This is a genomic window from Rhizobium sp. CIAT894 (assembly GCF_000172795.2).
GTDB lineage: Bacteria > Pseudomonadota > Alphaproteobacteria > Rhizobiales > Rhizobiaceae > Rhizobium.
In genome coordinates this window covers 3,638,397-3,663,557 of record NZ_CP020947.1, presented here as the reverse complement: position 1 = coordinate 3,663,557, position 25,161 = coordinate 3,638,397, and the positions used below count along the sequence as shown (strand labels likewise).

Genomic DNA, 25,161 nt, shown 5'->3' with positions numbered 1-25,161 from the left:
CTGCGGCTTCATTTATTCAATCGGTTCGGTGGCCGCAACTGCATGCGGCAAATTGAACTCCGGTATCGCAGGAAGATTGTTATGAAGGCAGGCATCCATCCCGACTATCACATGATCAAGGTGGTCATGACCGATGGCACCGAATACGAAACCCGCTCGACCTGGGGTTCGGAAGGCGCTGTCATGAACCTCGAAATCGATTCCAAGTCGCACCCGGCCTGGACCGGCGGTAACCAGCAGCTCATGGACCGCGGCGGCCGCGTATCCAAGTTCAACAAGCGTTTCGGCGGCCTCGGCCTCTAATCGCTTCGGCTCGACGGAATTCGAAGAGAGCCCGGTTTTGCCGGGCTTTTTTGCGTGGTTCGGGAGGTGGCTTTTTCAGGCAAAGAAAAACCGGCCGCGTCGGACGCGGCCGGTTTGTATGAAATACCCGCAGATCTGGTCAGTTGTTGCCGAAGGCAGTCTGCAGCAGGGAAAGCTGGGCCTGGACGCTGTTCTGATTATCATGAACGATCACGGCTTCGGACGGGCGGTAGATCTCGCGGTCGAGCAAAGCAATGCGGTTCTGCAGACGCAGAGAGCGCTCGACGAGGTCGCGGAAGGATTCCGGCAGGTCGCCCCAGCCGGGCGCGGCGCGGTCGACGTTGAAGCCGTCGAGGCGGACCTTGTTCTTTTCGGCTAGGACCTGGTCGCGGGACATTTCGCCATTGTTGACAGCGCGCTGCAGCAGCAGCCAGGAGGCCATCTGCATCAGGCGGGTGGTGAGACGCATCGATTCCGCAGCGTAGAGAACCGAGGCCATCCGCGGCAGAACCTTGGAAGCGGCGCGACCCTGGCCATCCAGATAGGCGGCAGTTTCTTCGACCAGCGACATGCCTTCCGCATAAAGTGCCTTGAACTGCGAGGATGCAGCGGCGCGGCCCGCAAAACTGATCGTGTTCAATCCAACTTCCGACATCGCAATAGTCCCTGTTGCACGCAGCTACTTATAATTCAGGTAACGCCGACCCAGACGGAAAAGTTTCCTGTGCCGGTCTTTATGACTTTAAGATGGTATCATTAGCCCAAATGCGCAAGCCGTTTCTTAAGAAAGGGTTAATCTCCACAGTTTCGTGGAAAGGCGCCGGCTATGGGAAAAAGAAGAGCCGCAAAAGCGGCTCTCAAGGTAAAACAGGGAGAAAAATCAGACCAATTCACCGCTTGGAAAACTGTCTGAAATCCAGAGAAAATCTGGATGGGTACAGTAATATCTTATAAAGCTTAATATTCTATTAACATTGTGCCGGATTAAGACTTGAGGCGGGCTCATTTTATAAGCCTATAGCCTTGTTTTCAGGCTTTTTTGCAGATCAGGAGCGGAAGAAGTTTTCCGCCGCCTGCCGCCCGGAAGCTTTGCGCGCGGCCTCGGCTTCGAGTCTTGCGATTTCCGTCTTCAGCAATTCCACTCGCGCCTTCAATTCGTCCACCGAAAGCATGGAGAGATCGGTGCCGATCTCGTGGGCGAGTTTTTTCTGCGGCCGGTCGTCGTCGATGAAGCTCATGGTTCGTCCTCCGTTTGCTGCTCTGTCGTTCTTTCACGCAATTCGGGGCAAAAGCGCTTCGCGCTTTGCCTGGGAAAAGCGCTTCGCGCTTGCGTGGAATTGCTCTAGCTAGCCGAACTTTACAGCAGGATCGCCGCTTTCGGGAGACTTCCCGGTTTCAGCAGCCTTGCCGGTTTCAGGAGGTTTGGGGCCGCGATCGGCAAGCGACATGCTCTGCGGCGTCAGCATCGGCGAGGTGCCGGTCGGGATCGTCGTGTAGGCGTCGCGATCGCCGGCCGGGACGGCGGCGCGGATGCGGCTCCTGATGATGGCATAAACGGTGATCAGCACGTGGGCGACGGCGGTAACGAGGAAGAGCGCATGCGGGGTGATCACCGACATGACGGGGCCTCCGATCGTCGGACCGATCACCGTGCCGATGCCGTAGAGCAGCAGCAGGCCACCGGAGACCTTGACGAAATCCTCCGCCGCAGCGAAGTCGTTCGCATGGGCGACGGCGATCGGATAGAGCGTGTTCGCCACCGCGCCGTAGAGAACGACGAGCCCGATCAGCAAGGCTGGAGATGTCGGGTGGAGCAGGAAGATCAGCAAGCCGGCAACGGCTGCGATCGCCGACATGGCGGCGAGCACGTAGCGCCGGTCGATGCGATCGGAAAGCCGGCCGGCCGGCAGCTGCATCAACGCGCCGGCGAAGATGGTTGCGCTCATCATGACGGCGATGCTGGTGTCGGAGAGGCCGGCGCCGGCGCCGAAGACGGCGCCGAGCGTGCCATAGGCACCGTTGGCGATGCCGACGAGCAGGATGCCGAGGCAGGAGACGGGCGAATTGCGATAGAGCGCCGGGAGGTCGAGGCGCACCGCCTTCAGCGGCTGCGGCGAAGCGGCGGTCGAAAGCGTCGTCGGCAGCATGGCGATGCAATAGAAAATGCCGCAGATCATGAACAGCACCGGCGTGCGCACATCCTCGAGCGGGATCATCATCTGGCCGCCGACGACGCCGAGCAGCGTGATGCCGATATAGAGCGAGAAGATCGCGCCGCGGCTCTCATTGCTGGCGCGCTCGTTCAGCCAGCTTTCGATGATCATCGAGGTGCCGGCGGTGGAGAAGCCGGTGACGGCGCGCAGCACCACCCACCAGACCGGATGGATGATGATGCCGCTGACCAGCGCGATGATGGCGATGATCGAAATGAAGCCGGAGAAGGCTCTGACATGGCCGACGCGGCGCACCAGTTTCGGCGCCACCAGGCAGCCGATGACGAAGCCCCCCGCCCACGAGGTGCCGAGCAGACCGAGCGTCGTCGTTGCATAACCTTCGAGATTGCCGCGCACGGGGAGCAGGATGCCCTGCAGACCATTGCCCATGAAAAGAAAGAGCGTGCCAAAGAGCAAAGCGGCGACGGACAGCAGGTTTCTCTTCATTTCCCCAGACTCGGTCTCAGTGATTTTGACATGGACATAAGGCGCAAGCCGCGTCAGCCCAGCCTCAAGATGATTGATTGTGCCCCGGAATGCCTTTACGGCGTGTGGATATCCTGTGTTGGCGCGGAAAAATGTCCGTCCTGTGACATTCCAAAAAAACGGAAAAATAAAGCATGACGAAGCTGATAGCCTTGTTGCTCATCCTTGCGATGGCGATACAGGTGATCAAGCCGCTCGGGCTTCCAGGCCTCAGGCGGCGAATGGATTTCTGGAAGATCGCGCTGATCGCTTTCGCCATCTGGGCGTTGGCCCTGCTTTCGCGCGATTTCCTGATGTAAGTCCCGGATTCAAGCCTCTATGCGGCCGTCAGTCCCGCAGGATGATTTCGCCGCGCATGACGGAAACGCAGCTTCCCGAGATCACGACATCGGTGACGATGCCGCCGGATTTTGCGACGTCGAGGGTGATGACGCTGCGGCGGCCCATTTCGACGCCCTGTTCGATGGTCATGCGGGCACTCATATCGGCCTCCGGCGCCAGCGTGACGAGATAGGCGCCGAGAGCGGCCGAAGCGCTGCCGGTTGCCGGATCTTCGGGCACGTTGTCCAGCGGCGCGAACATGCGGGCGCGGATAGCCCACGGATTTTCGGGTGCCCTGGCATAGACGAAGAGCGAGAAGTCGTGGCCGCTCGTCGTCTGCCGGCCGGCGGCGGCCTGGAAACCGGCAAGGTTCGGGCGGGCGGCGGAGAGCGCCTCGAGCCCGCTCAATTCGGCGACAGCGAAGTTCAGGCCGACCGAGGCGAAGACCGGGGCGTGGATGGTTTTGACGATGACGCCGGGTTCGAGCCCGATGCAGCGGGCGATGATTTCCTCGGCAATGGTATCGCCGACCGTCAGCGGCTGCGGCGCGCGGATGGCTGTTGCCGCGACCCTTCCTTCGCCGCGTCTCAGCTCAACCTCAACGATGCCGGCTTCTTCCTCGAAGCGCAGCTTGTCGCCGACCGGCTTGCCGAAGATCTCCACCTGCTGGCCGAGCACATAGGCAGTGCCGACATTCGGATGGCCGGCAAAGGGGATCTCCATCGTCGGAGTGAAGATGCGCACGCGGGCGGAATTCTCTGGGTCTTCAGGCGGCAGGACGAAGGTGACTTCGGAATAGTTGAACTCGGTGGCGATCCTCTGCATCGCCGCATCGCTCAGACCGCGGGCATCCGATATGACGGCAAGCGGATTGCCCTCGAAACGGGTGGACGTGAAGACATCGACGGTGACGTAGGGGAGGGTGTTCATCGCGGCTCCTGTTGTGGCGGGCCGTTATGAATAATCACGATTTTTCGCGGGACGAAGCGGTTTCTTGTCGCCGAGACAATGAGGAGATGGGAGCTGGTGCGTTGGGTTGGTTACTCCCTTCTCCCCAGCGGGGAGAAGGTGGCCCGAAGGGTCGGATGAGGGGGCCGCACGGCAGAACATTTGTTATTTGTGCTGAGCGAGCAGGGCAATCAATGCTGTGCCGTGTGGCCCCCTCATCTGCCTGCCGGCATCTTCTCCCCGCTGGGGAGAAGGGGTATGTGGCGGCGCTGAGTTCCTCCCTCAATGTCACGGACACAGAAGTTGCGAGGGAGGCGAGGGGATTAGGCAAGAGCGGCAACGTTGTGGTTGCCGCCCCGCCCGAATCTCAAATGCAAAAACTCAGGCGGCCTTTTCCAGGTCCTTCTTCCAGCTGCCCTTGGCGGCAAGGCTGTTCATCTCGGCGCGGTGGGTGAATTCGCGCTGGCCGGCGGCGACGTTTTCCGGCTTGCCGTTCCAGGCCTTGAGCGCGCTGTCCTGCAGGGCGCGGCCGTAGGAGAAGGTGACGAACCAGGGCAGGTCGGCCGTGGCATTGATGGCGGAAAGGTGCGCGCTCGCTTCTTCGGTCGACTGGCCGCCGGAGAGGAAGGCGATGCCGGGAACCGCTGACGGAACGGTGCGCTTCAGCACCTGCACGGTGCGTTCGGCGACTTCGGCGACCGAGGCCTTGCGGGCGTTCTTGCCGTCGATGACCATGTTCGGCTTCAGGATCATGCCTTCGAGGCTGACGCGGGCATCGGCCAGTTCCTCAAAAACGATGCGCAGCGTGGATTCGGTGACTTCGGCGCAGCGGTCGATATTGTGGTCGCCCGGCTTGCCGTCCATCAGGCATTCCGGCTCGACGATCGGAACGATCTTGGCTTCTTGGCAAAGAGCCGCATAGCGGGCGAGCGCCTGAGCGTTGGCGCGGACCGAGCCGCGGGTCGGCAGCGTCGAGGAGATGGCGATGACGCCGCGCCACTTGGCGAAACGGGCGCCGGCTTCATAATAGCGGGCAAGGCGTTCGCCGAGGCCATCAAGGCCTTCGGTGATGGTTTCGCCGGGATATTTGGCCATCGGCTTGGCGCCGGTATCGACCTTGATGCCGGGAATGGAGCCGGCAGCGCGGATGATGTCGACGAAGGGCGTGCCGTCGGCAGCCTTCTGGAACAGCGTCTCTTCGTAGAGGATGACGCCGGAGATATATTTCTTCATTGCCTCGTCGGAGCGGAAGAGCATCTCGCGGTAGTCGCGGCGGCTCGTTTCCGTCGATTCAAGGTTGATCGTGTCGAAGCGCTTCTTGATGGTGGAGGTGGATTCATCTGCCGCAAGCAGTCCCCGGCCGCCTGCAACCATCTGCACTGCAATGTCTTCCAGTCGTTCGCTCATCTCGTTCTCTCCACAGCATGAAACATCGGCGGTTTAAGAATATAGGACGGCGATAACAGAAGTTTATAGGGAGGAAAATGGAAGGCTAAGTCACTGAAACGATTGAAATCAATTCAATCGTTTGAAAAAATGGGATTTTTTCCGGCTCTTGAGCAAATGACCGCGGAAGCGCCTTAGCTCCCGCGATCTATCCACATGTAAAACCTGTCAAATCGGGTTTTGGTGCTATCGGCCGGCGTTAAGGACGGCGACGCCCGGAAGCTCCTTGCCCTCCATCCATTCGAGGAAAGCGCCGCCGGCTGTGGAGACATAGGTGAAATCGTCGGCAACGCCGGCATGGTTGAGCGCCGAGACGGTGTCGCCGCCGCCGGCAACGGAGGTGAGCTTGCCGGCCGCAGTGCGCTCTGCGGCGTATTTCGCGGCAGCGACGGTTGCGGCGTCGAAAGGTTCGATCTCGAAGGCGCCGAGCGGGCCATTCCATACGAGGGTCGAAGCGCGCTCAATCCAGGCGTTGATGGCTTCGACCGATTTCGACCCGACATCGAGCACCATGGCATCGGCCGGAATGGCGTTGATATCGACCGTCTCATTGGCCGCACCTGCCTTGAACTCGCGGGCAATCACGCCGTCTTCCGGCAGGATGATGGCGCAGCCTGCTGTCGCGGCCTCGATCATGATCTGCCGGGCGGTTTCGGCGAGATCATGTTCGCAGAGCGACTTGCCGACATTGGTGCCGCGGGCAGCGATGAAGGTATTGGCCATGCCGCCGCCGATGACGAGCGCGTCGACTTTCTTCACGAGGTTCATCAGGAGGTCGATCTTGGTCGAGACCTTGGCGCCGCCGACGATCGCGACAACCGGGCGGGCGGGAGCGCCGAGGCCCTTTTCCAGCGCTTCCAGCTCGGCCTGCATGGTGCGGCCGGCATAGGCCGGCAGGTGATGAGCAAGGCCTTCCGTCGAGGCATGGGCGCGATGGGCGGCGGAGAAGGCATCGTTGACATAGATATCGCCGTTGGCGGCAAGCGCCTTGGTGAAATCGGGATCGTTCTTTTCCTCGCCCTTGTGGAAGCGGGTGTTTTCCAGAAGCAGGATGTCGCCGTCATTCATCGCCGCGACGGCGGCAGCGGTGGCTTCGCCGATGCTGTCGGAGGCCGTCAGCACCGCATGATCGAGCACTTCCTCGACGGAAGGGGCGATCAGCGACAGCGACAGATCCGGCGAGGGGCCATCCTTCGGCCGGCCGAAATGGGCCAGCAGGATGACCTTGGCGCCCTTGCCTGATAGTTCAAGGATCGTCGGCGCCACACGCTCGATGCGCGTCGTATCGGTGACCTTGCCGTCCTTGACCGGGACGTTGAGGTCGACGCGGACGAGAACGCGCTTGCCGCGGATGTCGTTGAGATCGTCGAGGGTCTTGAAAGAAGGCATGGGCAGATCCAGTCTTGGTTGGCGAAAGTTGCGCCGACCATAGCAAGGATCATTCCAGACGCAAGGCGTTCAGCGGCCGTTTTCGCGTGTGGCTTCGTCGCGTCCGGCCGACGCTTTCGGGGTGGTTTCGGAGGCCTTGGTTTCGCGGCTCCGGCGTCCCTTCAGCCGGTCGCGGACGCGCTGAATGATGTCCTTGAGATTGATGAAGATCGGTAGCGTGATCGCCGGTTCGACCGCTTCGAGAGACATGCCGACGGAGGTGATGTGGTCATGCTCATCGAGATCGCGGACGATGAGGATGATCGAGCCGAGGCGGATGCGGTCGGCATAATCGGCCTTGCCGCCAAGGCGCTGCCGCATCAGCTCGGCGATCGTCAGGCCCTTTTCGGATTCGTTCAGCAGGCCCGGGCCATAGGCGGCATCGAGGTCGGCGGCGGGGCGGGCGGGGGAGAGCGCGAAGGCACCGAAAAATTCGGCATCGTCTTCATCCACCGGCGCACGGCTGGCAAAGAGCCGGTCGAGCAGGCGGGAATAGCTCGGCACGATGAAGAGATAGACGAGATCGTGCTCCCGCAGCCGCCCGGCATATTGATAGCGCATCGACTTGCCGTCGCGGATGACGAGCGAGGGTGTCGCCCAGCGCGGAATGCGCTCGCCGCGCAGCACCGGGCTATCCTTGATGACGCGATAGGAAAGCAGTTCGTGGTTGGCGGCCCCCGGCAGGTCGACCTCGACCTTGTCGACGGCGCCGATGCGCGGCGGGATGATCAGGCCGAGCTTTTTGGCGACGGGCTTGATCGTCCAGCCCTGGACGAGCAGGGAGACGAGCACGATAATGAAGGCGGTGTTGAAATAGATCTGGCCGTTTTCCAGCTTGCCGAGGATCGGCATGATCGCCAGCAGGATGGAGACTGCACCGCGCAGACCAACCCAGGCGACGAAACCGATTTCCTGCTGCGTATAATCGAAGGGAAGCAGCGACAGCCAGACCGCCAGCGGCCGGGCGACGAAGATCAGGAAGAGGGCAAGCAGGATTGCTGGGACGATGATTGCAGGGAATTGCGACGGTGTGGCGAGCAGGCCGAGCACCAGGAACATGATGATCTGCGCGAGCCACGTCATCCCGTCCTGGAAGCGCTTGATGGTGCCGATCGCCTGCATCTTCCGATTTCCGGCATAGATGCCGGCGACATAGACGGCGAGGAAACCGCTGCCGCCGACAGCACCGGTAAAGGAGAAGACCAGCAGGGCAAGCGCCAGCACGAAGATCGGCGTCAGACCGCGATCGGTATCGAGCTTGCTGACGATCAGCACGATCATCATGCCGCCGAGCAGGCCGAGAATGACGCCGAGGCCCATCTGCTGCACGAACATGGCCAGCATGCCGATATTGATCCCGGCATAGCGCTCGCCGCTCGCCAGCACTTCGACAAGAGCGATGGTGAGGAAGATCGCCATCGGATCGTTGGTGCCGGACTCGACCTCCAGCGTCGAGCGCACTTTGTCGCGGATGTTGATGCCACCGATGCGTAGCAGGAAGAAGACGGCGGCGGCATCGGTCGATGCGACGATCGAACCGAGCAGCAGGCCTTCCAGCCAGGTGAAGTTCAAAAGCCATGTGGCGGCGAAGGCAAAGAGCGAAGCAGTGATCAGCACGCCGACCGAAGACATGGCCAGAGAGGGTACGGCCGCCAGCCGGAAGGCCTGCATCGGCGTGCCGAAGCCGGAATCGAACAGGATGACGGCCAGCGCGATGGAGCCGAGAATATAGGCGAGGTAATTGTTGCTGAACTCGATGCCGAGGCCGTCGACGCCGGCAGCAAGACCGATCATCAGGAAAAGCAGCAGCAGGGGCGCGCCGAAGCGAAAGGCGAGCAGGCTTGAAAAAGCGGCAAGAAGCACGAGCGCCGTCGAGACCAGCACCACGATATAGAACGCTTCCATGCCCACCCCTTTCCAACGACTGCTTTGCGAATATAGCCACCCCGGACCGATCCGCTTTATTCGAAACTCTCCCTCGCGCGCGGCGGCCCAACAGTAAACGGCAAAACGCCAGAGAAGGGTAGGCCTTGCGGCTTAACCTCGTCGCGATGCTGCATCATGCTGCTGGACGGCTGCCGGACGGCCAGCCGAATTGGAATGCTACGGGAAAAATTCTCTATAAAGAATGTATAGGAAAATCAGGCGAGAGCAGGGCAAAAGAGAAAGGCTCGAATTTTTCCTGCCGGTCTCTGCAAATGGCAACAGGATCAGACACGCTCCTCCTTTCACGCCCAGCCCTAGAACAGGATGATTTTAGGCCCGGTCGGCCTAAAATCATCCTGTTCTCAATTAAAGAGTTAGAGCATGATGTCGTCCGAAAACCGCTCACACTTTCGGCATCATGCTCTAGAGTGGCTTTCGGAAGAACACGACGCGCTGTGTCTCCTGAAATCCTAAAGCGGTATGGAGCGCATGGCTTGCCGAATTCTCAAGTGGCGCGTCAGAGCCAAACTCAACACACCCAAGCGACCTCCCCCAATCGGCAACGGCATTGCAAAGCAATCCTGCGATACCCTTTCGCCTGTCAACGGGCCTGATATAAATCCCTTCGAGGAATAGAACGGGCGAGCTACTGCAGCCATTCACGTAATCATGCCGCAAAGTGGCCTCAGCAAAGCCGACGGTTTCATTCGCTGCATTTCGAGCGATGAACGCGACGGCATCTCCACTTCCTGAAAGAAACGCCCGGCGCAACTCGGCTCGGTGATCTTCAAGCGAGTGATGCGGCCATAGCGCAACACGAAGCTGCGCCCATGGCTCAACATCTTTTATAGTCCCAATCTCTATAATCCATTCCATATTGCGGTTGCCGTTTTGTCGTGGGCGGATGCGGAGAGGATATCGGGTGGGAAAATGCCGGCCGCCCGGCGAGGGCAACCGGCTGTCGTTTTGTGCCAGAAGCGGCCGACCGGTGCTCTGCTATCCCAACACTGCCTGAAGTATGAGGATGGCTAGAAACGAGAGGCCGATGAACGCGGCAACCCAGATGACCAGGCGATTGGCCTTTGCCAACACAGCAGGTCGGACATCCCGCTTGGGGTGAAATCGCTGCCGCCGCTTGAGGGTGGTCTGGGACAAGCGTTTTTGTGCCTCTGCCATTTATCACCTCCACTTGGATCATTTCAGCCAGTGTGCAGCGCTGCGTATTTTCTCAATCTATCACGCTTGGGCAGTGGATTGCCAATTCTCGAAGCAACGGGGAAATTGCACCGCCATCCTGGCCTGCGAGCGGCAACGCCACATCGAAGCCGTCGCTTCGATGTGGCTTTCGAAACCGGAAAAACGCGGATCGCCGTTCAGTCTTCGGTGTCCTCGTCCTCATCGGTCAGATCTTCGACCGGGACCAGGAAAACCACGAACTCGTCGTCGATGGTCCGTTCGGGATCGTCGTCGAATTCATAGGCGTGCTCGACTTCGCTGGCTTCCTCAGCGGTCGCCTTGCGCAGGCTGAGCGTCGCCTTGCGATCCCAAAGCGGCTTGCCTTCGGACTCGAGAATGGTCAGGTCGTCGCGAAAATCTTCCGCCTCGAAGAAATGCGTCGCTTCCTCATGGTTTTTCGAGCGAAAGCTGGCGACGGCGCGGCCAGCGATTTCAACGGTAAAGTAATCCATCCGTCCCTCTTTATCTCCTCCGGATGGCGATGCGGCTCCGGGGGTCATCAACGATGCCATGACTGGCTTCAGGCGCCTATAACAAAACGGCCCGGTTTCCCGGGCCGTCCATGATTTCAGTGATCCAGCGCTCAGATGAACTTGGCGAAGGCCACGGCCGTGTCGGACATGCGGCTGGAGAAGCCCCACTCGTTGTCGTACCAGGACAGGACGCGCACGAAGTTGCCTTCCATGACCTTTGTCTGATCGGTTGCGAAGATCGAGGAGTGGCTGTCGTGGTTGAAGTCGCGCGAGACGAGCGGCTCGTCGGTGTAGCCGAGGACGCCCTTCAGCTTGCCGTTGGCAGCAGCCTTGATGGCTTCGTTGATTTCGCCGACCGTGGTCGCCTTCTTGGCGACGAACTTGAAGTCGACGACCGAGACGTTCGGCGTGGGAACGCGGATCGAGGTGCCGTCGAGCTTGCCCTTCAGGTGTGGCAGAACGAGGCCGACGGCCTTGGCTGCGCCCGTCGAGGTCGGGATCATCGAAAGGGCGGCGGCGCGGGCGCGATACAGGTCCTTGTGCATCGTGTCGAGCGTCGGCTGGTCGCCGGTGTAGGAGTGAATCGTCGTCATGAAGCCGTGGTCGATACCGACCGCGTCGTCGAGAACCTTCACGACCGGCACCAGGCAGTTGGTGGTGCAGGAGGCGTTGGAGATGACCAGGTGCTCCTTGGTCAGCTGGTCATGGTTGACGCCGAAAACGACCGTCAGGTCAGCGCCGTCGGCGGGAGCCGAGACGATGACGCGCTTGGCGCCGGCGGTCAGGTGGGCGGCGGCCTTGTCGCGGGCGGTGAAGATGCCCGTGCATTCCATGGCGATGTCGACACCGAGCTCGCGGTGCGGAAGCGTTGCCGGATCCTTGATTGCCGTGACCTTGATCGGCTTGCCGCCGCCGACGATGATCGTGTCGCCTTCGACCTTCACGTCGGCCGGGAACTTGCCGTGGATCGAGTCGTAACGCAGCAGATGGGCGTTGGTCTCGACCGGGCCGAGATCGTTGATGGCGACGACTTCGATGTCGGTGCGGCCAGATTCGACGATAGCGCGGAGGACGTTACGGCCGATGCGACCGAAACCGTTAATGGCAACCTTGACTGTCATGTTCATTCACTCCCGATAGAATAGGGCCCGATAGGCCGGGCCTGGAATTGAGGAGATGGAGAGCGCCTCAAGGCGCTCTCATTAAAGCTTTGCTTCCGCGGCTGCAACGACGGCGTCTGCGGTGATGCCGAAATGCTTGTAAACGTCTTTCACCGGACCGGAAGCGCCGAAGCCCTTCATGCCGATGAAAGTGCCTTCCGGCCCGATGAAGGCATCCCAGCCTTCGCGGACGGCGGCTTCGACGGCGATCTTGACCGGCGAGTTGCCGAGGATTTCCTTGCGATAGGCGTCCGGCTGCTCGAAGAACAGCTCCGTGCAGGGAACCGATACGACGCGGACGGTCACGCCCTTGGCTTCAAGGGCTGCGCGGGCGGCGAGGGCGATTTCAACTTCCGAGCCGGAAGCGAAGATCGTCACCTTGGAGTTAGCATTGCCGGCGAGCGTATAAGCGCCCTGTTCGCAGAGGTTCTTTTCGCTGTATTCGGTGCGGGACGCAGTCAGGTTCTGGCGCGTCAGAGCAAGGCCGGAAGGACGGTTGTGCGTCTTGACGGCGATCTGCCAGCATTCGGCCGTTTCCGTGGCGTCGGCCGGACGGAAGACCAGCAGGTTCGGGATGGCGCGCAAGCCGGCGAGCTGTTCGACGGGCTGGTGCGTCGGGCCGTCTTCGCCGACGCCGATCGAGTCATGCGTCAGCACGTGGATGACGCGGATGCCCATCAGCGCAGCAAGGCGGATCGGCGGGCGGCAATAATCCGAGAAGATCAGGAAGCCGCCGCTGTAGGGGATGAGGCCGCCATGCAGCGCAATACCGTTCATGGCAGAGGCCATGCCGTGCTCGCGGATGCCCCAATGCATGTAACGACCGGCGAAATCCGTCGGCGTGATCGAGTGCATCTGGCTGGTCTTGGTGTTGTTCGACGGTGTCAGGTCGGCGGAGCCGCCGAGCGTTTCCGGCAGGAAGCCGTTGATCACCTCGAGTGCGTCCTCCGAAGCCTTGCGGGTGGCAAGCGTCGGCTTGGTCTCGGCGAGCTTCTTCTTGTAGGCGCTGATCGCGGCATCGAAGCCTTCAGGCAGCTCGCCCGCCATGCGGCGGCTGAATTCGGCTCTCGCGGGAGCCTTGGCAAGGCCGTCTTCCCATGCCTTGACGAGATCGACGGAGCGGGCTCCGGCTGCACGCCAGCTGTCCAAGACGTCCGACGGGATGACGAAGGCTTCGGATTCCCAGTTCAGCGCCTTGCGGGTCGCTGCAATTTCCTCGGCGCCGAGCGGGTTGCCATGAACCTTGTGGGTGCCCTGCTTGTTCGGGGCGCCGAAGCCGATGATCGTCTTGCAGGCGATGAAGGTCGGGCGGTCGGACTTGTGGGCCGCTTCGATCGCGGCGGCAATGGCAGCCTGATCGTGACCGTCGATCTCGATCGTGTTCCAATGAACGGCCTTGAAACGGGCGATCTGATCGGTCGAATCCGACAGAGACACGGCGCCATCGATGGTGATCGAGTTGTTGTCCCAGAACAGGATCAGCTTGTTCAGCTTCAGGTGGCCGGCGAGCGCGATGGCTTCATGGCTGATGCCCTCCATCAGGCAGCCGTCGCCGCAGATGGCATAGGTATAGTGATCCTGAAGATCGGAGCCGAACTCCTCACGCAGCTTGCGTTCGGCAATCGCCATGCCGACGGAATTGGCAATGCCCTGGCCGAGCGGACCGGTCGTCGTTTCGATGCCGGTGGCGTGACCGTATTCCGGATGACCGGCGGTCTTCGAACCGAGCTGACGGAACTGCTTCAGGTCTTCGACCGTCATGTCGGGATAGCCGGTCAAATAGAGCAGCGAATAGAGCAGCATCGAGCCGTGGCCGGCCGAGAGCACGAAGCGATCGCGGTTCGGCCAGTGCGGCTTCTTCGGATCGAACTTCAGATATTTGGTGAACAGGACCGTCGCCACGTCAGCCATGCCCATCGGCATGCCAGGGTGACCGGAGTTCGCCTTTTCGACGGCGTCCATGGCGAGAAAACGGATCGCATTCGCCATCCGGTCATGTTGTTCGGGAGAGGTCATGGCTTTTCCGCAAGTTCCGGGTGTCGGGGGGATGGCCTCGAGCCTCCAAGACCATCGAGTGAAAGCGGCAGACACATAGCAGTTGGGGCTGGCAAGTCAATAAATGGGACGCCAAATCCGGGCGTGGCGTGGCGTTTTTTGACATTTGATCGCGCGATTGTACAAATGACAAATCTGCTGCGACTGATGTCTGTTAGATGCTCATCCACAGGATAGGCCGGCAGAGGGGTGACAGGGTTTATTGACGGGCCGTCGGCGAGCTGCATATCCTTTTTGAAATCACAGGATCGGCGCCGCGTGTCGATTCGCGGGTCCTGCGCGGGAATCGGGAAGGCATGATGCCCACAGGCAAAACCATGGAAGCAGCGCTGAACGAGCTGAGACAGGCGATTTCGAGCCTCGAAAACGCCGTCGACATGCGCATCGAGCGACAGCGCGAGCAGGGCGAGATCGAAGGCGAGGTACGGCGCGTGCACGCCGACCGCTCCCGGCTGGCACAGGAGCTCGACCAGGCTGAATTCCGCGCCAACCGGCTGGAAGAGGTCAACCGCGAGGTGTCGCGGCGGCTGGTGACGGCCATGGAAACGATCCGCGCGGTTCTGGATCGCTGATTAAGAGAGAATTTGGCATGGCGCAGGTGACGGTAACGATCGACGGCAAGGCCTATCGCATGGCCTGCGAGGAAGGGCAGGAGGATCACCTGACCGATCTCGCCACCCGTTTCGACCGCTATGTCGGTCATCTCAAGGGGCAGTTCGGGGAAATCGGCGATCTCAGGATCACTGTTATGGCCGGTATCATGATCATGGACGAGATTGCCGAGTTGACGCGTCGCGTCGCCGGGCTGGAATCCGAGCTCGAGTCTTTGCGCGGTAATCGCGACACGGTGCTTGCGGCCACCGCCCGTACCGAAGAAAATCTGGCGGCGGCGCTCAGTGAGGTTTCGAGCCGCATCCGCGGCATCACCGATAAGCTGAACGGCCGGCCCGGCCCCGAACTCAATTGATCTCAATTAAATAAGAACGACCTGCCGCCACCACTGGCGCGCCAGCGCAAACGTCCTTATATATCGCGATGCGGTCTGCGCCTCTCGACAGGAACCACAATCCCTGGGGCCATACTCGATCCAAAGGGAGCTGTCCCTGGCCAGGCCCGTGGGCCTGGACACACGGTGCCCACCTACGTTTGTAGGCACCCAGGATCGTAAACATCCATCGGTGGTCGTGGATCGCACCTTCCTTGAGATCTGGTAACGCTTCGCAGCGAAAAGGCCATGCGGAGAAAATGCTGCATTTTCGCGTGTCCGCTTCCAGCTTTCTCCTCTATCCCAAGGGAGAGGACCCTTCGGCAAAGACCTATGCCGCGCGCCCGCGGGCGTTTCGCTCTCAGCGTGCGCATCAGCGCCTCGCCGAGATGGCCGGCACTTCTCGTCACCAATATCGTCATCGCGCCGCCTCCTCAGTGTTTCGGCGGCGAAGGCTATAAAGACCGGTAGTCCCGGACAACGCGTAAATCATGCATGGGGATGCAGGAAAGCTGCGGGCTCCGCGATGGTCGATTGGGCGGGGGCGATCTGATCGCGGGATTATTCCGGCTGGCCCTCGAGGTTGCTTCTCAACCGGTCGAGGATCGACAGGGCGTGGCCGGCATAGGCGCTGATCCAGCGGTCGTAGATGTGTTTGATCGGCAAGCTGTTCAGGTGGTTCCAGCGCTCGCGGCCCTCCTTCCTGGCGATGACCAGATCGGCTTCCTCCAGCACTTTCAGGTGCTGCATCACCGTACAGCGGTCCGTCTGCGGAAACATCTCGCAAAGCGTTCCTGTGGTCCGCGGGCCATCCTTGAGCAGGTCGAGGATTTCGCGACGGCGATGGTGCGCCAGAGCCTTGAAAACAGGGTCGTCGTTTGATTCGCTTGACATGTTATGTTTTTATAACATAATGGTGCCAGGTACAATGAAAAACAGTGCACTGGAGAAGAGGAGAAGTGCCATGTCTCTCGGAATCCGTGTTTCCGGCCGCATCGGCCGTCCCGTCGCAGAGGTCTTCGACGCTGTCGTCAACCCGAAGAAGCTTAGCAGCTATTTCACCACGATCGGCGGGGCGAGCGCGCCGCTTGTCCAGGGTACGACGGTAACCTGGTGGAAGGATGCGGCGGTCGAGGTGGTCGAGCTCGTGCCTGAAAGCCGCATCGTGCTGCGTTGGGACGGCGGGACCGCCGAAGATAAGACGACCTATAAGACGATGGTGGAAATGAACTTCAAGCCGCTGGACGATGGCGGCACGCTGGTGACCATCGCCGAGACCGGCTGGCGCGACGACGATGCCGGCCGCCGCGGCACTTATCTCAACTGCGAGGGCTGGACGCAGATGCTTTGCTGCATGAAGGGCTTCGTCGAATATGACATCAATCTGCGCGAGGGCATGTTCCTCAGCGAAATGAAGGGTGAGCCGGCCAGCGCGCCTGATATCTGACGCGTGCATTGGTCCCGGCGGGCGGAGGCACAATCGTCGCATTCGCCGATACGGACGAGACTTCGCTTGCCTGTCACACTGCCGGTGCTAATTTCCGGATTCGATACTTCATCTCGATTTCCAGGAGATTCATTATGCAGCTTGGCATGATTGGTTTGGGCCGCATGGGCAATTACATGGTCCAGCGGTTGATGCGAGGCGGTCACGAATGCGTCGTTTACGACGCCAGGCCGGAAAGCGTTGCCGAACTCGCGGGCCTCGGTGCGACTGGCAGTGCTTCGCTCGAGGAATTCGTCTCGAGGCTTGCCCATCCCAGAGCCATCTGGCTGATGTTGCCGGCGGCGATTGTCGATAAGGTGTTGGCCAGTCTGGTGCCGCTGTTGCAGAACGGCGATATCGTCATCGACGGCGGCAACTCCTATTACCACGACGATATCCGCCGCGGCGCCGAACTCATCACCAAGGGCATCCACTATGTCGACGTCGGCACCAGCGGCGGTGTGTTCGGCCTGGAGCGCGGTTATTGCCTGATGATCGGCGGCGAGAAGGGCACCGTCCAGCACCTGTCGCCGATTTTCGCGACATTGGCGCCCGGCGCCGGCACGACGGAAGCTTCGCCGAACCGCACTGCCGAGGCAACTGCGGCCAGCCCCGCCGAACAAGGCTACCTGCATTGCGGCCCGCATGGCGCCGGCCATTTCGTCAAGATGGTGCATAATGGCATCGAATATGGCCTGATGGCTGCCTATGCCGAAGGCCTCAACATCCTGAAACACGCCAATATCGGCGCTGCCGCGCATGTGGCCGACGCGGAAACCGCGCCGCTCGCCCATCCCGAACATTTTCAATACGACTTCAACCTGCAGGATGTAGCCGAAGTCTGGCGCCGCGGCAGCGTCATCACCTCCTGGCTGCTCGATCTCACGGCCGATGCGCTGTATGCCGATCCGGCGCTGTCGAAATATGCCGGCCGCGTCTCCGACAGCGGCGAAGGCCGCTGGACGATCATGGCGGCGATCGATGAAAGCGTGCCGACGCCGGTGCTGAGTGCTGCGCTCTACGGCCGCTTCTCCTCGCGCGATAATGACGAATTCGCCAACAAGGTGCTGTCGGCGATGCGCGCGGGCTTCGGCGGCCATGTAGAAAAGCCGGCCCCGAAATCCTGAAGGCCGGGCCACCGTCTTCATCGAGCGGAATGCGATCGTCACCCTGCAAATGGTGGGCTGAAGGTCCGCTTCCGGCAGGCGGTGACGCCGGATCCTCCTAGCCATCGGTATGGTTTTCCTACCGCTTGCTGGCGGCAACAGTCGCGAGTATCCATTGGGAAATGTCGGCCTTGCTTTGTGCAAGCGCCGACACTTCATTGGAGGGCGGTCATGAGGCGTGACAGGGCAGGAGGCTGGACGGCCGCCATATCAGGCATACTGGCATTCATTGCGTTTTTTTCTGCGGCTGCGCCTGGCTTTTCCCAGACGCCGGCGCAAGCGCCGGTCGCGGCCGCTCCGCCAGCGCAGGTGCGTGAGATGATGCAGCTCATGCAGACGCCCGAAGTCAAGCAGTGGATGTCGACGCAGATGGCAGCGACGCCTGCGGCCAACGCCACGTCTGAAAATCAGATGTCGGTGCTGTCGGGTCTGCTGCAGCACGCCCGTCGGCATGTCTCCATGGTCTCCGATGCCGCGATGATTTTACCCATTCAGATCGGCAATGCGTCCTCGCTGTTCTTCGGTGAAATCGCTGCCACCGGCTGGCCGCGCATGGTGGGGCAGTTTCTGGCGATTTTTCTGGTTGGGGGGATCGTCGAAAGTATTGCCCGCTATGCCTTCCGCCGCCGCCGTCGTCGGCTGGCTGAGGCCGGCATGCATCTGGCGCCGCGGGTCATCCCGGCGCTGATTTTCGCGGCGGCAACGGTGCTTGCGCTTCTCAGCCTCGGCTGGCCGCCCCTCAGCCAGAGTATCGCGATCGTCTGCGTCGTCGCGCTCATCGTCCAGCGCTTCACGATCTGCCTCGGCGGCGTGCTGGTCGATCTGATCGGAGCGGCTCGGACCGAAGAAGAACGACAGGGCATCAGCGCTCCGCTTATGCCGGGGCGCGCCGTTGCGCTCTTCTGGTACCGCCGTTGCGCCACCTTCGTCATCTATTTCATTTTCGGCTGGGCGATGATCCAGTCGATGGAGCCACTCGGCTATTCCCCAAGCGTCCGGCTCCTTATCGGCTATATCCTGGGGATCGGCCTGCTGTTGATAGCCATCGAAGCGGTCTGGTCGCGGCCGCACAAGGACGAGAAGCGCGGTCACGGGATCTCCTGGGCGCTCACCGTTTATTTCCTGTTGCTCTGGAGCCTGTGGGTGGCAGGTTTCAACTGGCTGCTCTGGCTCGGCATCTATGTGCTGCTGCTGCCGCGCGTGCTTGCCGTCTCGACGCTAGCGGTGAAATCGCTGCAGCAGACCGAAGCGAGTTTCCTTGCCGCACGCCGCATTGCGGCCGTGCTTCTCGACCGTGGTGTGCGGGCGCTGATCATTGCGGTTGCCGCCATCTGGCTCGGGCATATGCTCGGCGTCGGCGCCGATACGATGGCCGCCGGTGATACCATGGTCGACAAGATCGCCCGCGGCGTCATCGGAGGCATTGTTATCCTGCTTGCCGCCGATCTGCTCTGGCATGTCATCAAGGCCTATATCGACGGCAAGCTGCTCGACTCATCCGTGGACGGCGGGACAACGGACGAGGAGAAGGCCAGACGCGCACGGATACAGACGCTGCTGCCGATCTTTCGCAATATCCTGGCCGTGGTCATTGCCGTCATTGCGGTTTTGATGGTGCTCTCCGGCCTCGGTATCGAGATCGGACCGCTGATCGCCGGTGCCGGTGTCGTCGGCGTTGCGGTCGGCTTCGGCGCGCAGACGATCGTCAAGGATGTCATCAGCGGCATGTTTTACCTCTGGGACGATGCCTTCCGAATCGGCGAATATATCGAAAGCGGCAGCCACAAGGGCGTGGTCGAGGCTTTCAGCCTGCGCTCGGTGAAGCTCAGGCATCATCGTGGGCCGCTGACGACGGTGCCGTTCGGCGAACTCGGCGCGGTGAAGAACCTCAACCGCGACTGGACGATCGACAAGATCAGCCTCAACGTCAAATACGACACCGATCTCGTCAAGGCGAAGAAGGTGATCAAGCAGATCGGCCAGACGCTGCTCGAAAATCCGGAATTCGGCCCGCATATCATCGAGACGCTGAAGATGAAGGGTGTCGAGCAGTTCGGCGAATTCGCGATCGAAATCCGGCTGTCGATGATGACCAAGCCCGGCGAGCAGTTCGTTATCCGCCGCAATGCGCTGGCGATGATCCGCAATGCCTTTAAGGAAAATGGCATCGAATTCGCCGTGCCGACGGTCCAGGTGGCGGGTGATCGCGACGCGGAGGTCGATGCAGCCGTCGCGCGCTACGCCGCCCATGCGCGGGCGAATGGCGAGCCGGCGGCATAAACGCTTCACATCGCGCCGGCGGCTGTCACCAGCAGGCCGCCGATGACCGCCATATTGGTTTTCCAGGTATTGATCGCGCTTTCGCGGGCCGTTCCCTGCATATCCCAGAAATTCAACAGCATGATCGTGGCGGCAAGGGTGAAGACGATGAGACCGAATGCCGCTGCCGCGACGAAGAGACCCAGTGTCAGCATTGTGCCGGCGACGATCTGGAACAGGCTGCCTGAGAGCAGCACTCATTTCGCAAAAGGGATGCCGCGGGCTTCGATCGCGTCGGTCAGCGGCACGATAACGAAAAAATGATGAATGCCGCCAGCGACATAGAGGCCGCCCAGCAACAGACGGCCGAGAACGATCATCATCAGGGCCGGGCTATCGTGCATATCGAACCGTTCTCCCGCGTCTCAAATCGCCGTTCCGTTAAAGCTCGTCGCAAGCTTACGAAAATGCAATGCGCGGGAAGCTCGGCCTGCGCAAATTCGCCCCAATTGAGGGTGATGGAGGCCAAGCGGCGGGGCTGGGTAGCGGCGGCATGGCTTCATGGAGCTTACGTGCCTGTCATGTTACGTCTTTCCAAAATGATTCCCGCCGAGCTGGCAATTGCAGCAGGATAAGAGATGTCGGGCCACGACAATTTGAAAGAGATCGAAGACGCGGACGGATTTTCTTTTCGCGCATTGTTCAGACGTTATAGAACACCGCTGACCGCGGCCGCGACACTCGTGGTCTTCTGCCTTGTCGGCTATGCGATCATGCAGCTCACCAACGAGGTGCGCTACGACGACGTCGTCGATGCGCTGGCGGCGACCAGACCGAGCGCGATCCTGCTCGCGTTGTTTTTCACCGCGCTAAGTTTCCTCTCGCTGATTTTCTACGATCTCAACGCTATCGACTATATCGGCAAGAAGCTGCCCTTTCCGCATGTGGCTCTGACGGCGTTCAGTGCCTATGCGGTTGGCAATACTGCCGGCTTCGGCGCACTTTCAGGCGGCGCGATCCGCTACCGCGCCTATACCCGTCTCGGGCTTTCGCCGGAGGATATCGGTCGCATCATCGCCTTCGTCACACTGTCCTTCGGTCTCGGGCTTGCGGGGGTCGCAGCGATCGCTCTCATCGTCATCGCCGATGAGATCGGCCCGCTTATCGGGGTCAGCGCCTTCCTGCTGCGGTTGATCGCCGGTTCGATCGTCGCCATTCTGGGCGCGGTGATGATCATCGGCCGTGACGGGCGCGTACTCGATCTCGGGCCCGTGGCCATCCGCCTGCCTGATTCGCGCACCTGGTCTCGGCAGTTCCTCGTCACCGCCTTCGATATCGCCGCCTCGGCGTCAGTGCTTTACGTGCTCTTGCCGCAGACGGCGATCGGCTGGCCGGTCTTTCTCGCCGTCTATGCGATCGCCGTCGGTCTCGGCGTGCTCAGCCACGTTCCGGCCGGGCTCGGCGTATTCGAGACGGTGATCATCGCATCGCTCGGCAGCGCAGTGAACATTGATGCCGTGCTCGGATCGCTGGTGCTTTACCGGCTGATCTACCATGTGCTGCCGCTGCTGATCGCCGTGCTCGCGGTTTCGGCGACGGAGCTGCGTCGTTTCGTCGACCATCCGGCCGCCTCGAGCGTGCGGCGCATCGGCGGAAGGCTGATGCCGCAGCTGCTGTCGGCTCTTGCGCTGCTGCTTGGCGTCATGCTGATATTTTCGAGCGTCACGCCGACGCCGGACCAGAACCTTGAATTCCTGTCCAACTATCTGCCGCTGCCGATGGTGGAAGGGGCGCATTTCCTCTCCAGCCTGCTCGGGCTCGCGCTCGTCGTCGCCGCCCGCGGTCTCGGCCAGCGGCTCGACGGAGCCTGGTGGGTGGCCGTGTTTTCGGCCGTCGCGGCGCTGACCTTGTCGCTTTTGAAGGCGATCGCGCTTGTCGAAGCTGCCTTTCTCGCCTTCCTCATCTTCGGGCTCTTCGTCAGCCGCCGGCTTTTCACCCGCCACGCCTCGCTGCTCAACCAGGCGCTGACGGCGTCCTGGCTGATGGCGATCGCCGTCATCGTTGTCGGTTCCGTCGTCATCCTGCTCTTCGTCTATCGTGACGTCGAATACAGCAACCAGCTCTGGTGGCAGTTCGAATTCACCGCCGAAGCGCCGCGCGGACTGCGTGCCGTGCTCGGTATCACCATCATCTCGTCGGCGATCGCCATCTTCAGCCTGCTTCGGCCGGCGACCTTTCGACCGGAACCGGCGACGGACGAGGCGCTGGCGCGTGCCGTTGATATCGTCATCAAACAGGGCAATGCCGACGCCAATCTGGTGCGCATGGGCGACAAGAGCATCATGTTTTCCGAAAAGGGCGATGCCTTTATCATGTACGGCCGGCAGGGCCGTTCCTGGATCGCGCTGTTCGACCCGGTCGGCGAACATCGCGCCGTGCAGGAACTGGTCTGGCGGTTCGTCGAAGCAGCGCGTGCCGCCGGCTGCCGCGCCGTGTTCTACCAGATCTCGCCGGCCCTGCTTTCCCATTGCGCCGATGCCGGCCTCCGCGCCTTCAAACTCGGTGAGCTGGCGGTGGCCGATCTTAGAACCTTCGAGATGAAGGGCGGCAAATGGGCGAACCTTCGCCAGACGGCAAGCCGGGCCCAGCGCGACGGGCTGGAATTTGCCGTCGTCGAACCGGAGCACGTGTCCTCGATCATCGATGATCTCGCCGCCGTTTCCACCGCCTGGCTCGAACATCACAACGCCAAGGAAAAGGGCTTTTCGCTCGGCGCCTTCGATCCCGACTACGTCTCCTCGCAGCCGGTCGGCATTCTGAAAAAGGACGGCAGGATCGTCGCCTTCGCCAATATCCTCGTCACGGAGTCCAGGGAGGAGGGCACGATCGATCTCATGCGCTTCTCGCCGGATGCGCCGAAGGGCTCGATGGATTTTCTCTTCGTGCAGATCATGGAATACCTGCGCGGCCAGGGTTTCACCCACTTCAATCTCGGCATGGCGCCCCTCTCCGGCATGTCGAAACGCGAGGCGGCGCCCGTCTGGGACCGCATCGGCAGCACCGTCTTCGAACATGGCGAGCGCTTCTACAACTTCAAAGGCCTTCGGGCGTTCAAATCCAAGTTTCATCCGCACTGGCAACCGCGCTATCTTGCGGTATCCGGAGGGGGCAATCCGATGATCGCGTTGATGGACGCGACATTTCTGATCGGGGGCGGATTGAAAGGGGTAGTGAGAAAATGATCAGGACAATCCTTCTTGCCACGGCATGCGCCTGCATGCTCGCGACCGCACCGGCCTATGCCGCCGAGGAAACCACGCAGAGCTTCGAAGCCGGGCTCATCCCGTCGCCGCACATCTTCCTGCCGGAAGGGGAGGTGAAAGGCACGGTGATGCTGATATCGGATGCCGCCGGCTGGGGCGACTTCGAGAAGGCCGAGGCCGACAGACTGGTTTCCGAGGGCGCGGTCGTCATCGGCGTCGACTTCCCCTCCTATATCCAGGCGCTGAGCCGCTACGACGTCAGCCTCAACGACGGCTGCGTCTACATGGTCTCGGACATCGAATCGCTGAGCCAGCAGGTGCAGCGTGCGACCGGAAATAGCGCCTATCATCTGCCGATTGTCGCCGGCATCGGCGAGGGCGGGGCATTGGCGCTGGCAATCGCTGCCCAGACGCCGGATGCGACGATCGGCCAGACGCTCGCCGTCGATCCGAAGGCCGGCATTCCGCTTGCCCAGGAGCTCTGCACGCCGGCTTCCAAGAAGGTGGTCGGCCAACGCATCGTGTATGGCCTCAGCGACGGCGCCCTGCCGGATCCGATCGTCACCGTCTTCTCGCCCAGTGCCGACAAGGATGGCAGGGCCCATGCCGAAGCGCTGAAGAAGATCCATGCGACGATCGAGATCCGCGATTCCACCGACGATGCGCAAACGGTGTTTGCCGATACGCTTGACGATCTCGTCACCGCCTCCGGCGCCTTCGGCAATCCGCTCGGCCTGCCGCTGGCGATACTCGAGGCGACGCCTGCCCTCGATACGATGGCGGTGATCTATTCCGGCGACGGCGGCTGGCGCGATATCGACAAGGAGGTCGGCGGCACGCTGCAGAAGGAAGGCATTCCGGTCGTCGGCGTCGATTCGCTTCACTATTTCTGGTCGGAGCGCAAGCCGGAGGAGACCGCCGCGGATCTTTCGAAGATCATCGATTTTTACCGAAAGCAGTGGAAGGTAAAGCATGTGCTGCTTGTCGGATATTCTTTCGGCGCCGATGTCGTGCCGGCCACCTATCAGTTGCTTAAGCCAACCGAAAAGTCGGCGGTGACGCAATTGTCGCTGCTGTCGCTTTCGCACCAGGTCGACTATGTCATCTCCGTTCTCGGCTGGCTCGGCCAGAAGACGGAAGGGGCTGGAGGCGATCCCGTCGCCGATCTGAAAAACATCGACCCGAAGCTGGTGCAATGCGTCTACGGTAAGGACGATGATGACGATGTCGCCTGTCCGGCGGTGAAGGAGAGTGGCGCGGAAGTTGTCGAACTGCCCGGCGACCACCATTTTGACGAGAATTACGACCTTCTTACCAAGACGATCATCGACGGGTTGAAAAGACGGCTGCAGGATTAATTCATCAGCGTTTCTTCGCTCCAGCCGAGAGCGGCGAGTTCGCTGCCGCGAAACCGCGCATCGTCGGCGACGATGAATTCGTCCAATTGCGGCGGGGCGATGCTGGTGCCGGCGAGCATCGCATGCACCTGGCCGCGATGATGGGTCTGGTGCTGGAAAAGGTGGGCGAGCACGTCGTCCATCCGCTCTTCCTGAATGCGGTCGCCGCGATGGAGGCGGACGGTCGAAACCAGCCTTTCCGGCGTCAAGGTCTGGCAAAGTGTCGTCAGGCGCTGATCGACTTTCGCCTGGGCTTGCGCCAGGGATAGAACGTCGTCGAACGGTTCGTCGACCTCGAAGGCCTGGAAGCCGAGCGTGCCGCCTTCCATGCCATCGACATAGAACCAGTCGACCGTGATGATGTGGTTCAAGGTCTCCTTGATCGAGGGGAAGAAGCTCGTGCGCGGCGCCTCGAATTCACCGGGCTTCAATGCCGCGCAAGCCTGAAGCAGACGGTGGTTGGCAAGGGCGTTGTTATAGGCGAGTTTGCGAAATGACCTGACGGGATCGAAGGTCGGCATCGGCGCATCTCCTCTTCACACGCTGCTGGAATGTTAGCCTAGAGCACGTCCATTGAACGCGGAATCGGAATTTTGGTGACATGCTTTGT

General features: G+C 61.1%; 24 protein-coding genes, 1 other RNA gene and 1 pseudogene. 11 read left to right on the top strand and 15 right to left on the bottom strand.

What is annotated here, in order from left to right:
- The first annotated feature begins 81 nt into the window (after nt 1–81).
- Entirely contained in the window at nt 82–303 is a 222-nt protein-coding gene (rpmE, locus tag RHEC894_RS18110; protein ID WP_003566413.1) for a 50S ribosomal protein L31, read from the top strand.
- Between the two features lie 139 nt (nt 304–442).
- On the opposite strand, the gene RHEC894_RS18105 is transcribed toward rpmE, so the two are convergent.
- The 3 genes from RHEC894_RS18105 to RHEC894_RS18095 form a co-directional block, all read right to left on the bottom strand.
- The gene (locus RHEC894_RS18105) at nt 443–958 is read right to left on the bottom strand and encodes a DUF1465 family protein (RefSeq protein ID WP_003542804.1); all 516 of its coding nucleotides are present in this window, start codon (nt 956–958) and stop codon (nt 443–445) included.
- Between the two features lie 391 nt (nt 959–1,349).
- On the bottom strand, nt 1,350–1,541 hold the full coding sequence (locus RHEC894_RS18100; RefSeq protein ID WP_010069425.1) for a DUF1192 domain-containing protein: 192 nt from the start codon (nt 1,539–1,541) through the stop codon (nt 1,350–1,352).
- Nucleotides 1,542–1,649: 108 nt separating this feature from the next.
- Entirely contained in the window at nt 1,650–2,963 is a 1,314-nt protein-coding gene (locus RHEC894_RS18095; RefSeq protein WP_085738305.1) for an MFS transporter, read from the bottom strand.
- Nucleotides 2,964–3,136: 173 nt separating this feature from the next.
- Here RHEC894_RS18095 and RHEC894_RS33055 point away from each other — a divergent pair, with 173 nt between their 5' ends.
- On the top strand, nt 3,137–3,301 hold the full coding sequence (locus tag RHEC894_RS33055; RefSeq protein ID WP_089152717.1) for a hypothetical protein: 165 nt from the start codon (nt 3,137–3,139) through the stop codon (nt 3,299–3,301).
- Nucleotides 3,302–3,329: 28 nt separating this feature from the next.
- Here the strand turns inward: RHEC894_RS33055 and RHEC894_RS18090 are convergent, their stop codons facing one another.
- The 9 genes from RHEC894_RS18090 to tkt all read right to left on the bottom strand — a co-directional run bounded on the left by RHEC894_RS18090 (nt 3,330) and on the right by tkt (nt 13,956).
- Complete coding sequence (locus tag RHEC894_RS18090) at nt 3,330–4,253, bottom strand: PhzF family phenazine biosynthesis protein (protein WP_085738304.1); 924 nt, start codon at nt 4,251–4,253, stop codon at nt 3,330–3,332.
- Nucleotides 4,254–4,652: 399 nt separating this feature from the next.
- Nucleotides 4,653–5,678, bottom strand: a complete 1,026-nt coding sequence (locus RHEC894_RS18085; RefSeq protein ID WP_085738303.1) for a class I fructose-bisphosphate aldolase — start codon at nt 5,676–5,678, stop codon at nt 4,653–4,655.
- Nucleotides 5,679–5,903: 225 nt separating this feature from the next.
- Nucleotides 5,904–7,106 carry a phosphoglycerate kinase gene (locus RHEC894_RS18080; RefSeq protein WP_085738302.1) on the bottom strand — a complete coding sequence of 401 codons (1,203 nt, stop codon included), beginning with the start codon at nt 7,104–7,106 and terminating at the stop codon, nt 5,904–5,906.
- A gap of 69 nt (nt 7,107–7,175) precedes the next feature.
- Nucleotides 7,176–9,050: a potassium/proton antiporter gene (locus tag RHEC894_RS18075; RefSeq protein ID WP_085738301.1), complete on the bottom strand. Its 1,875-nt coding sequence runs from the start codon at nt 9,048–9,050 to the stop codon at nt 7,176–7,178.
- 444 nt (nt 9,051–9,494) lie between these two features.
- Complete coding sequence (aac(6'), locus tag RHEC894_RS18070) at nt 9,495–9,947, bottom strand: aminoglycoside 6'-N-acetyltransferase (RefSeq protein ID WP_085738300.1); 453 nt, start codon at nt 9,945–9,947, stop codon at nt 9,495–9,497.
- A 120-nt stretch (nt 9,948–10,067) separates the two neighbouring features.
- Nucleotides 10,068–10,247 carry a hypothetical protein gene (locus RHEC894_RS18065; RefSeq protein ID WP_010068739.1) on the bottom strand — a complete coding sequence of 60 codons (180 nt, stop codon included), beginning with the start codon at nt 10,245–10,247 and terminating at the stop codon, nt 10,068–10,070.
- A 197-nt stretch (nt 10,248–10,444) separates the two neighbouring features.
- Complete coding sequence (locus tag RHEC894_RS18060) at nt 10,445–10,759, bottom strand: hypothetical protein (protein WP_010068738.1); 315 nt, start codon at nt 10,757–10,759, stop codon at nt 10,445–10,447.
- 131 nt (nt 10,760–10,890) lie between these two features.
- Nucleotides 10,891–11,901: a type I glyceraldehyde-3-phosphate dehydrogenase gene (gene gap / locus RHEC894_RS18055; RefSeq protein ID WP_085739037.1), complete on the bottom strand. Its 1,011-nt coding sequence runs from the start codon at nt 11,899–11,901 to the stop codon at nt 10,891–10,893.
- Between the two features lie 81 nt (nt 11,902–11,982).
- Nucleotides 11,983–13,956 (bottom strand): transketolase, encoded by a 1,974-nt coding sequence (tkt, locus tag RHEC894_RS18050; protein ID WP_085738299.1) that lies wholly within the window; start codon nt 13,954–13,956, stop codon nt 11,983–11,985.
- Nucleotides 13,957–14,291: 335 nt separating this feature from the next.
- Here tkt and RHEC894_RS18045 point away from each other — a divergent pair, with 335 nt between their 5' ends.
- The 4 genes from RHEC894_RS18045 (at nt 14,292) to RHEC894_RS33050 (ending at nt 15,451) form a co-directional block, all read left to right on the top strand.
- Nucleotides 14,292–14,567, top strand: a complete 276-nt coding sequence (locus RHEC894_RS18045; protein ID WP_009994078.1) for a DUF4164 domain-containing protein — start codon at nt 14,292–14,294, stop codon at nt 14,565–14,567.
- 17 nt (nt 14,568–14,584) lie between these two features.
- Nucleotides 14,585–14,962: a cell division protein ZapA gene (locus tag RHEC894_RS18040; protein WP_085738298.1), complete on the top strand. Its 378-nt coding sequence runs from the start codon at nt 14,585–14,587 to the stop codon at nt 14,960–14,962.
- A 69-nt stretch (nt 14,963–15,031) separates the two neighbouring features.
- Nucleotides 15,032–15,190, top strand: a non-coding RNA gene (gene ssrS, locus RHEC894_RS18035) — 6S RNA.
- A gap of 123 nt (nt 15,191–15,313) precedes the next feature.
- Nucleotides 15,314–15,451: a hypothetical protein gene (locus RHEC894_RS33050; protein WP_164517695.1), complete on the top strand. Its 138-nt coding sequence runs from the start codon at nt 15,314–15,316 to the stop codon at nt 15,449–15,451.
- A gap of 90 nt (nt 15,452–15,541) precedes the next feature.
- On the opposite strand, the gene RHEC894_RS18030 is transcribed toward RHEC894_RS33050, so the two are convergent.
- Complete coding sequence (locus tag RHEC894_RS18030) at nt 15,542–15,874, bottom strand: metalloregulator ArsR/SmtB family transcription factor (protein WP_085738297.1); 333 nt, start codon at nt 15,872–15,874, stop codon at nt 15,542–15,544.
- A gap of 70 nt (nt 15,875–15,944) precedes the next feature.
- Between RHEC894_RS18030 and RHEC894_RS18025 the strand changes: the two genes are divergently transcribed.
- The 3 genes from RHEC894_RS18025 (at nt 15,945) to RHEC894_RS18015 (ending at nt 19,912) form a co-directional block, all read left to right on the top strand.
- Nucleotides 15,945–16,427 carry an SRPBCC domain-containing protein gene (locus RHEC894_RS18025; protein ID WP_085738296.1) on the top strand — a complete coding sequence of 161 codons (483 nt, stop codon included), beginning with the start codon at nt 15,945–15,947 and terminating at the stop codon, nt 16,425–16,427.
- Nucleotides 16,428–16,561: 134 nt separating this feature from the next.
- Nucleotides 16,562–17,593, top strand: coding sequence for a phosphogluconate dehydrogenase (NAD(+)-dependent, decarboxylating) (gene gnd / locus RHEC894_RS18020; protein WP_085738295.1), 1,032 nt, complete (start codon nt 16,562–16,564; stop codon nt 17,591–17,593).
- A 210-nt stretch (nt 17,594–17,803) separates the two neighbouring features.
- Nucleotides 17,804–19,912, top strand: a complete 2,109-nt coding sequence (locus tag RHEC894_RS18015) for a mechanosensitive ion channel family protein (protein WP_085738294.1) — start codon at nt 17,804–17,806, stop codon at nt 19,910–19,912.
- 5 nt (nt 19,913–19,917) lie between these two features.
- Here RHEC894_RS18015 and RHEC894_RS18010 read toward each other — a convergent pair.
- Nucleotides 19,918–20,295, bottom strand: a pseudogene (locus RHEC894_RS18010) (DoxX family protein).
- A 234-nt stretch (nt 20,296–20,529) separates the two neighbouring features.
- Between RHEC894_RS18010 and mprF the strand changes: the two are divergent.
- Nucleotides 20,530–23,133: a bifunctional lysylphosphatidylglycerol flippase/synthetase MprF gene (mprF, locus tag RHEC894_RS18005; protein WP_085738293.1), complete on the top strand. Its 2,604-nt coding sequence runs from the start codon at nt 20,530–20,532 to the stop codon at nt 23,131–23,133.
- Entirely contained in the window at nt 23,130–24,512 is a 1,383-nt protein-coding gene (locus tag RHEC894_RS18000) for an AcvB/VirJ family lysyl-phosphatidylglycerol hydrolase (protein ID WP_085738292.1), read from the top strand. Before mprF ends, RHEC894_RS18000 begins: the two co-directional genes overlap by 4 nt.
- Here RHEC894_RS18000 and RHEC894_RS17995 read toward each other — a convergent pair.
- A complete protein-coding gene (locus RHEC894_RS17995) occupies nt 24,509–25,072 on the bottom strand; it encodes a DinB family protein (protein ID WP_085738291.1) in 564 nt (187 codons plus the stop codon). The genes RHEC894_RS18000 and RHEC894_RS17995 overlap by 4 nt on opposite strands.
- Between the last annotated feature and the right edge of the window lie 89 nt (nt 25,073–25,161).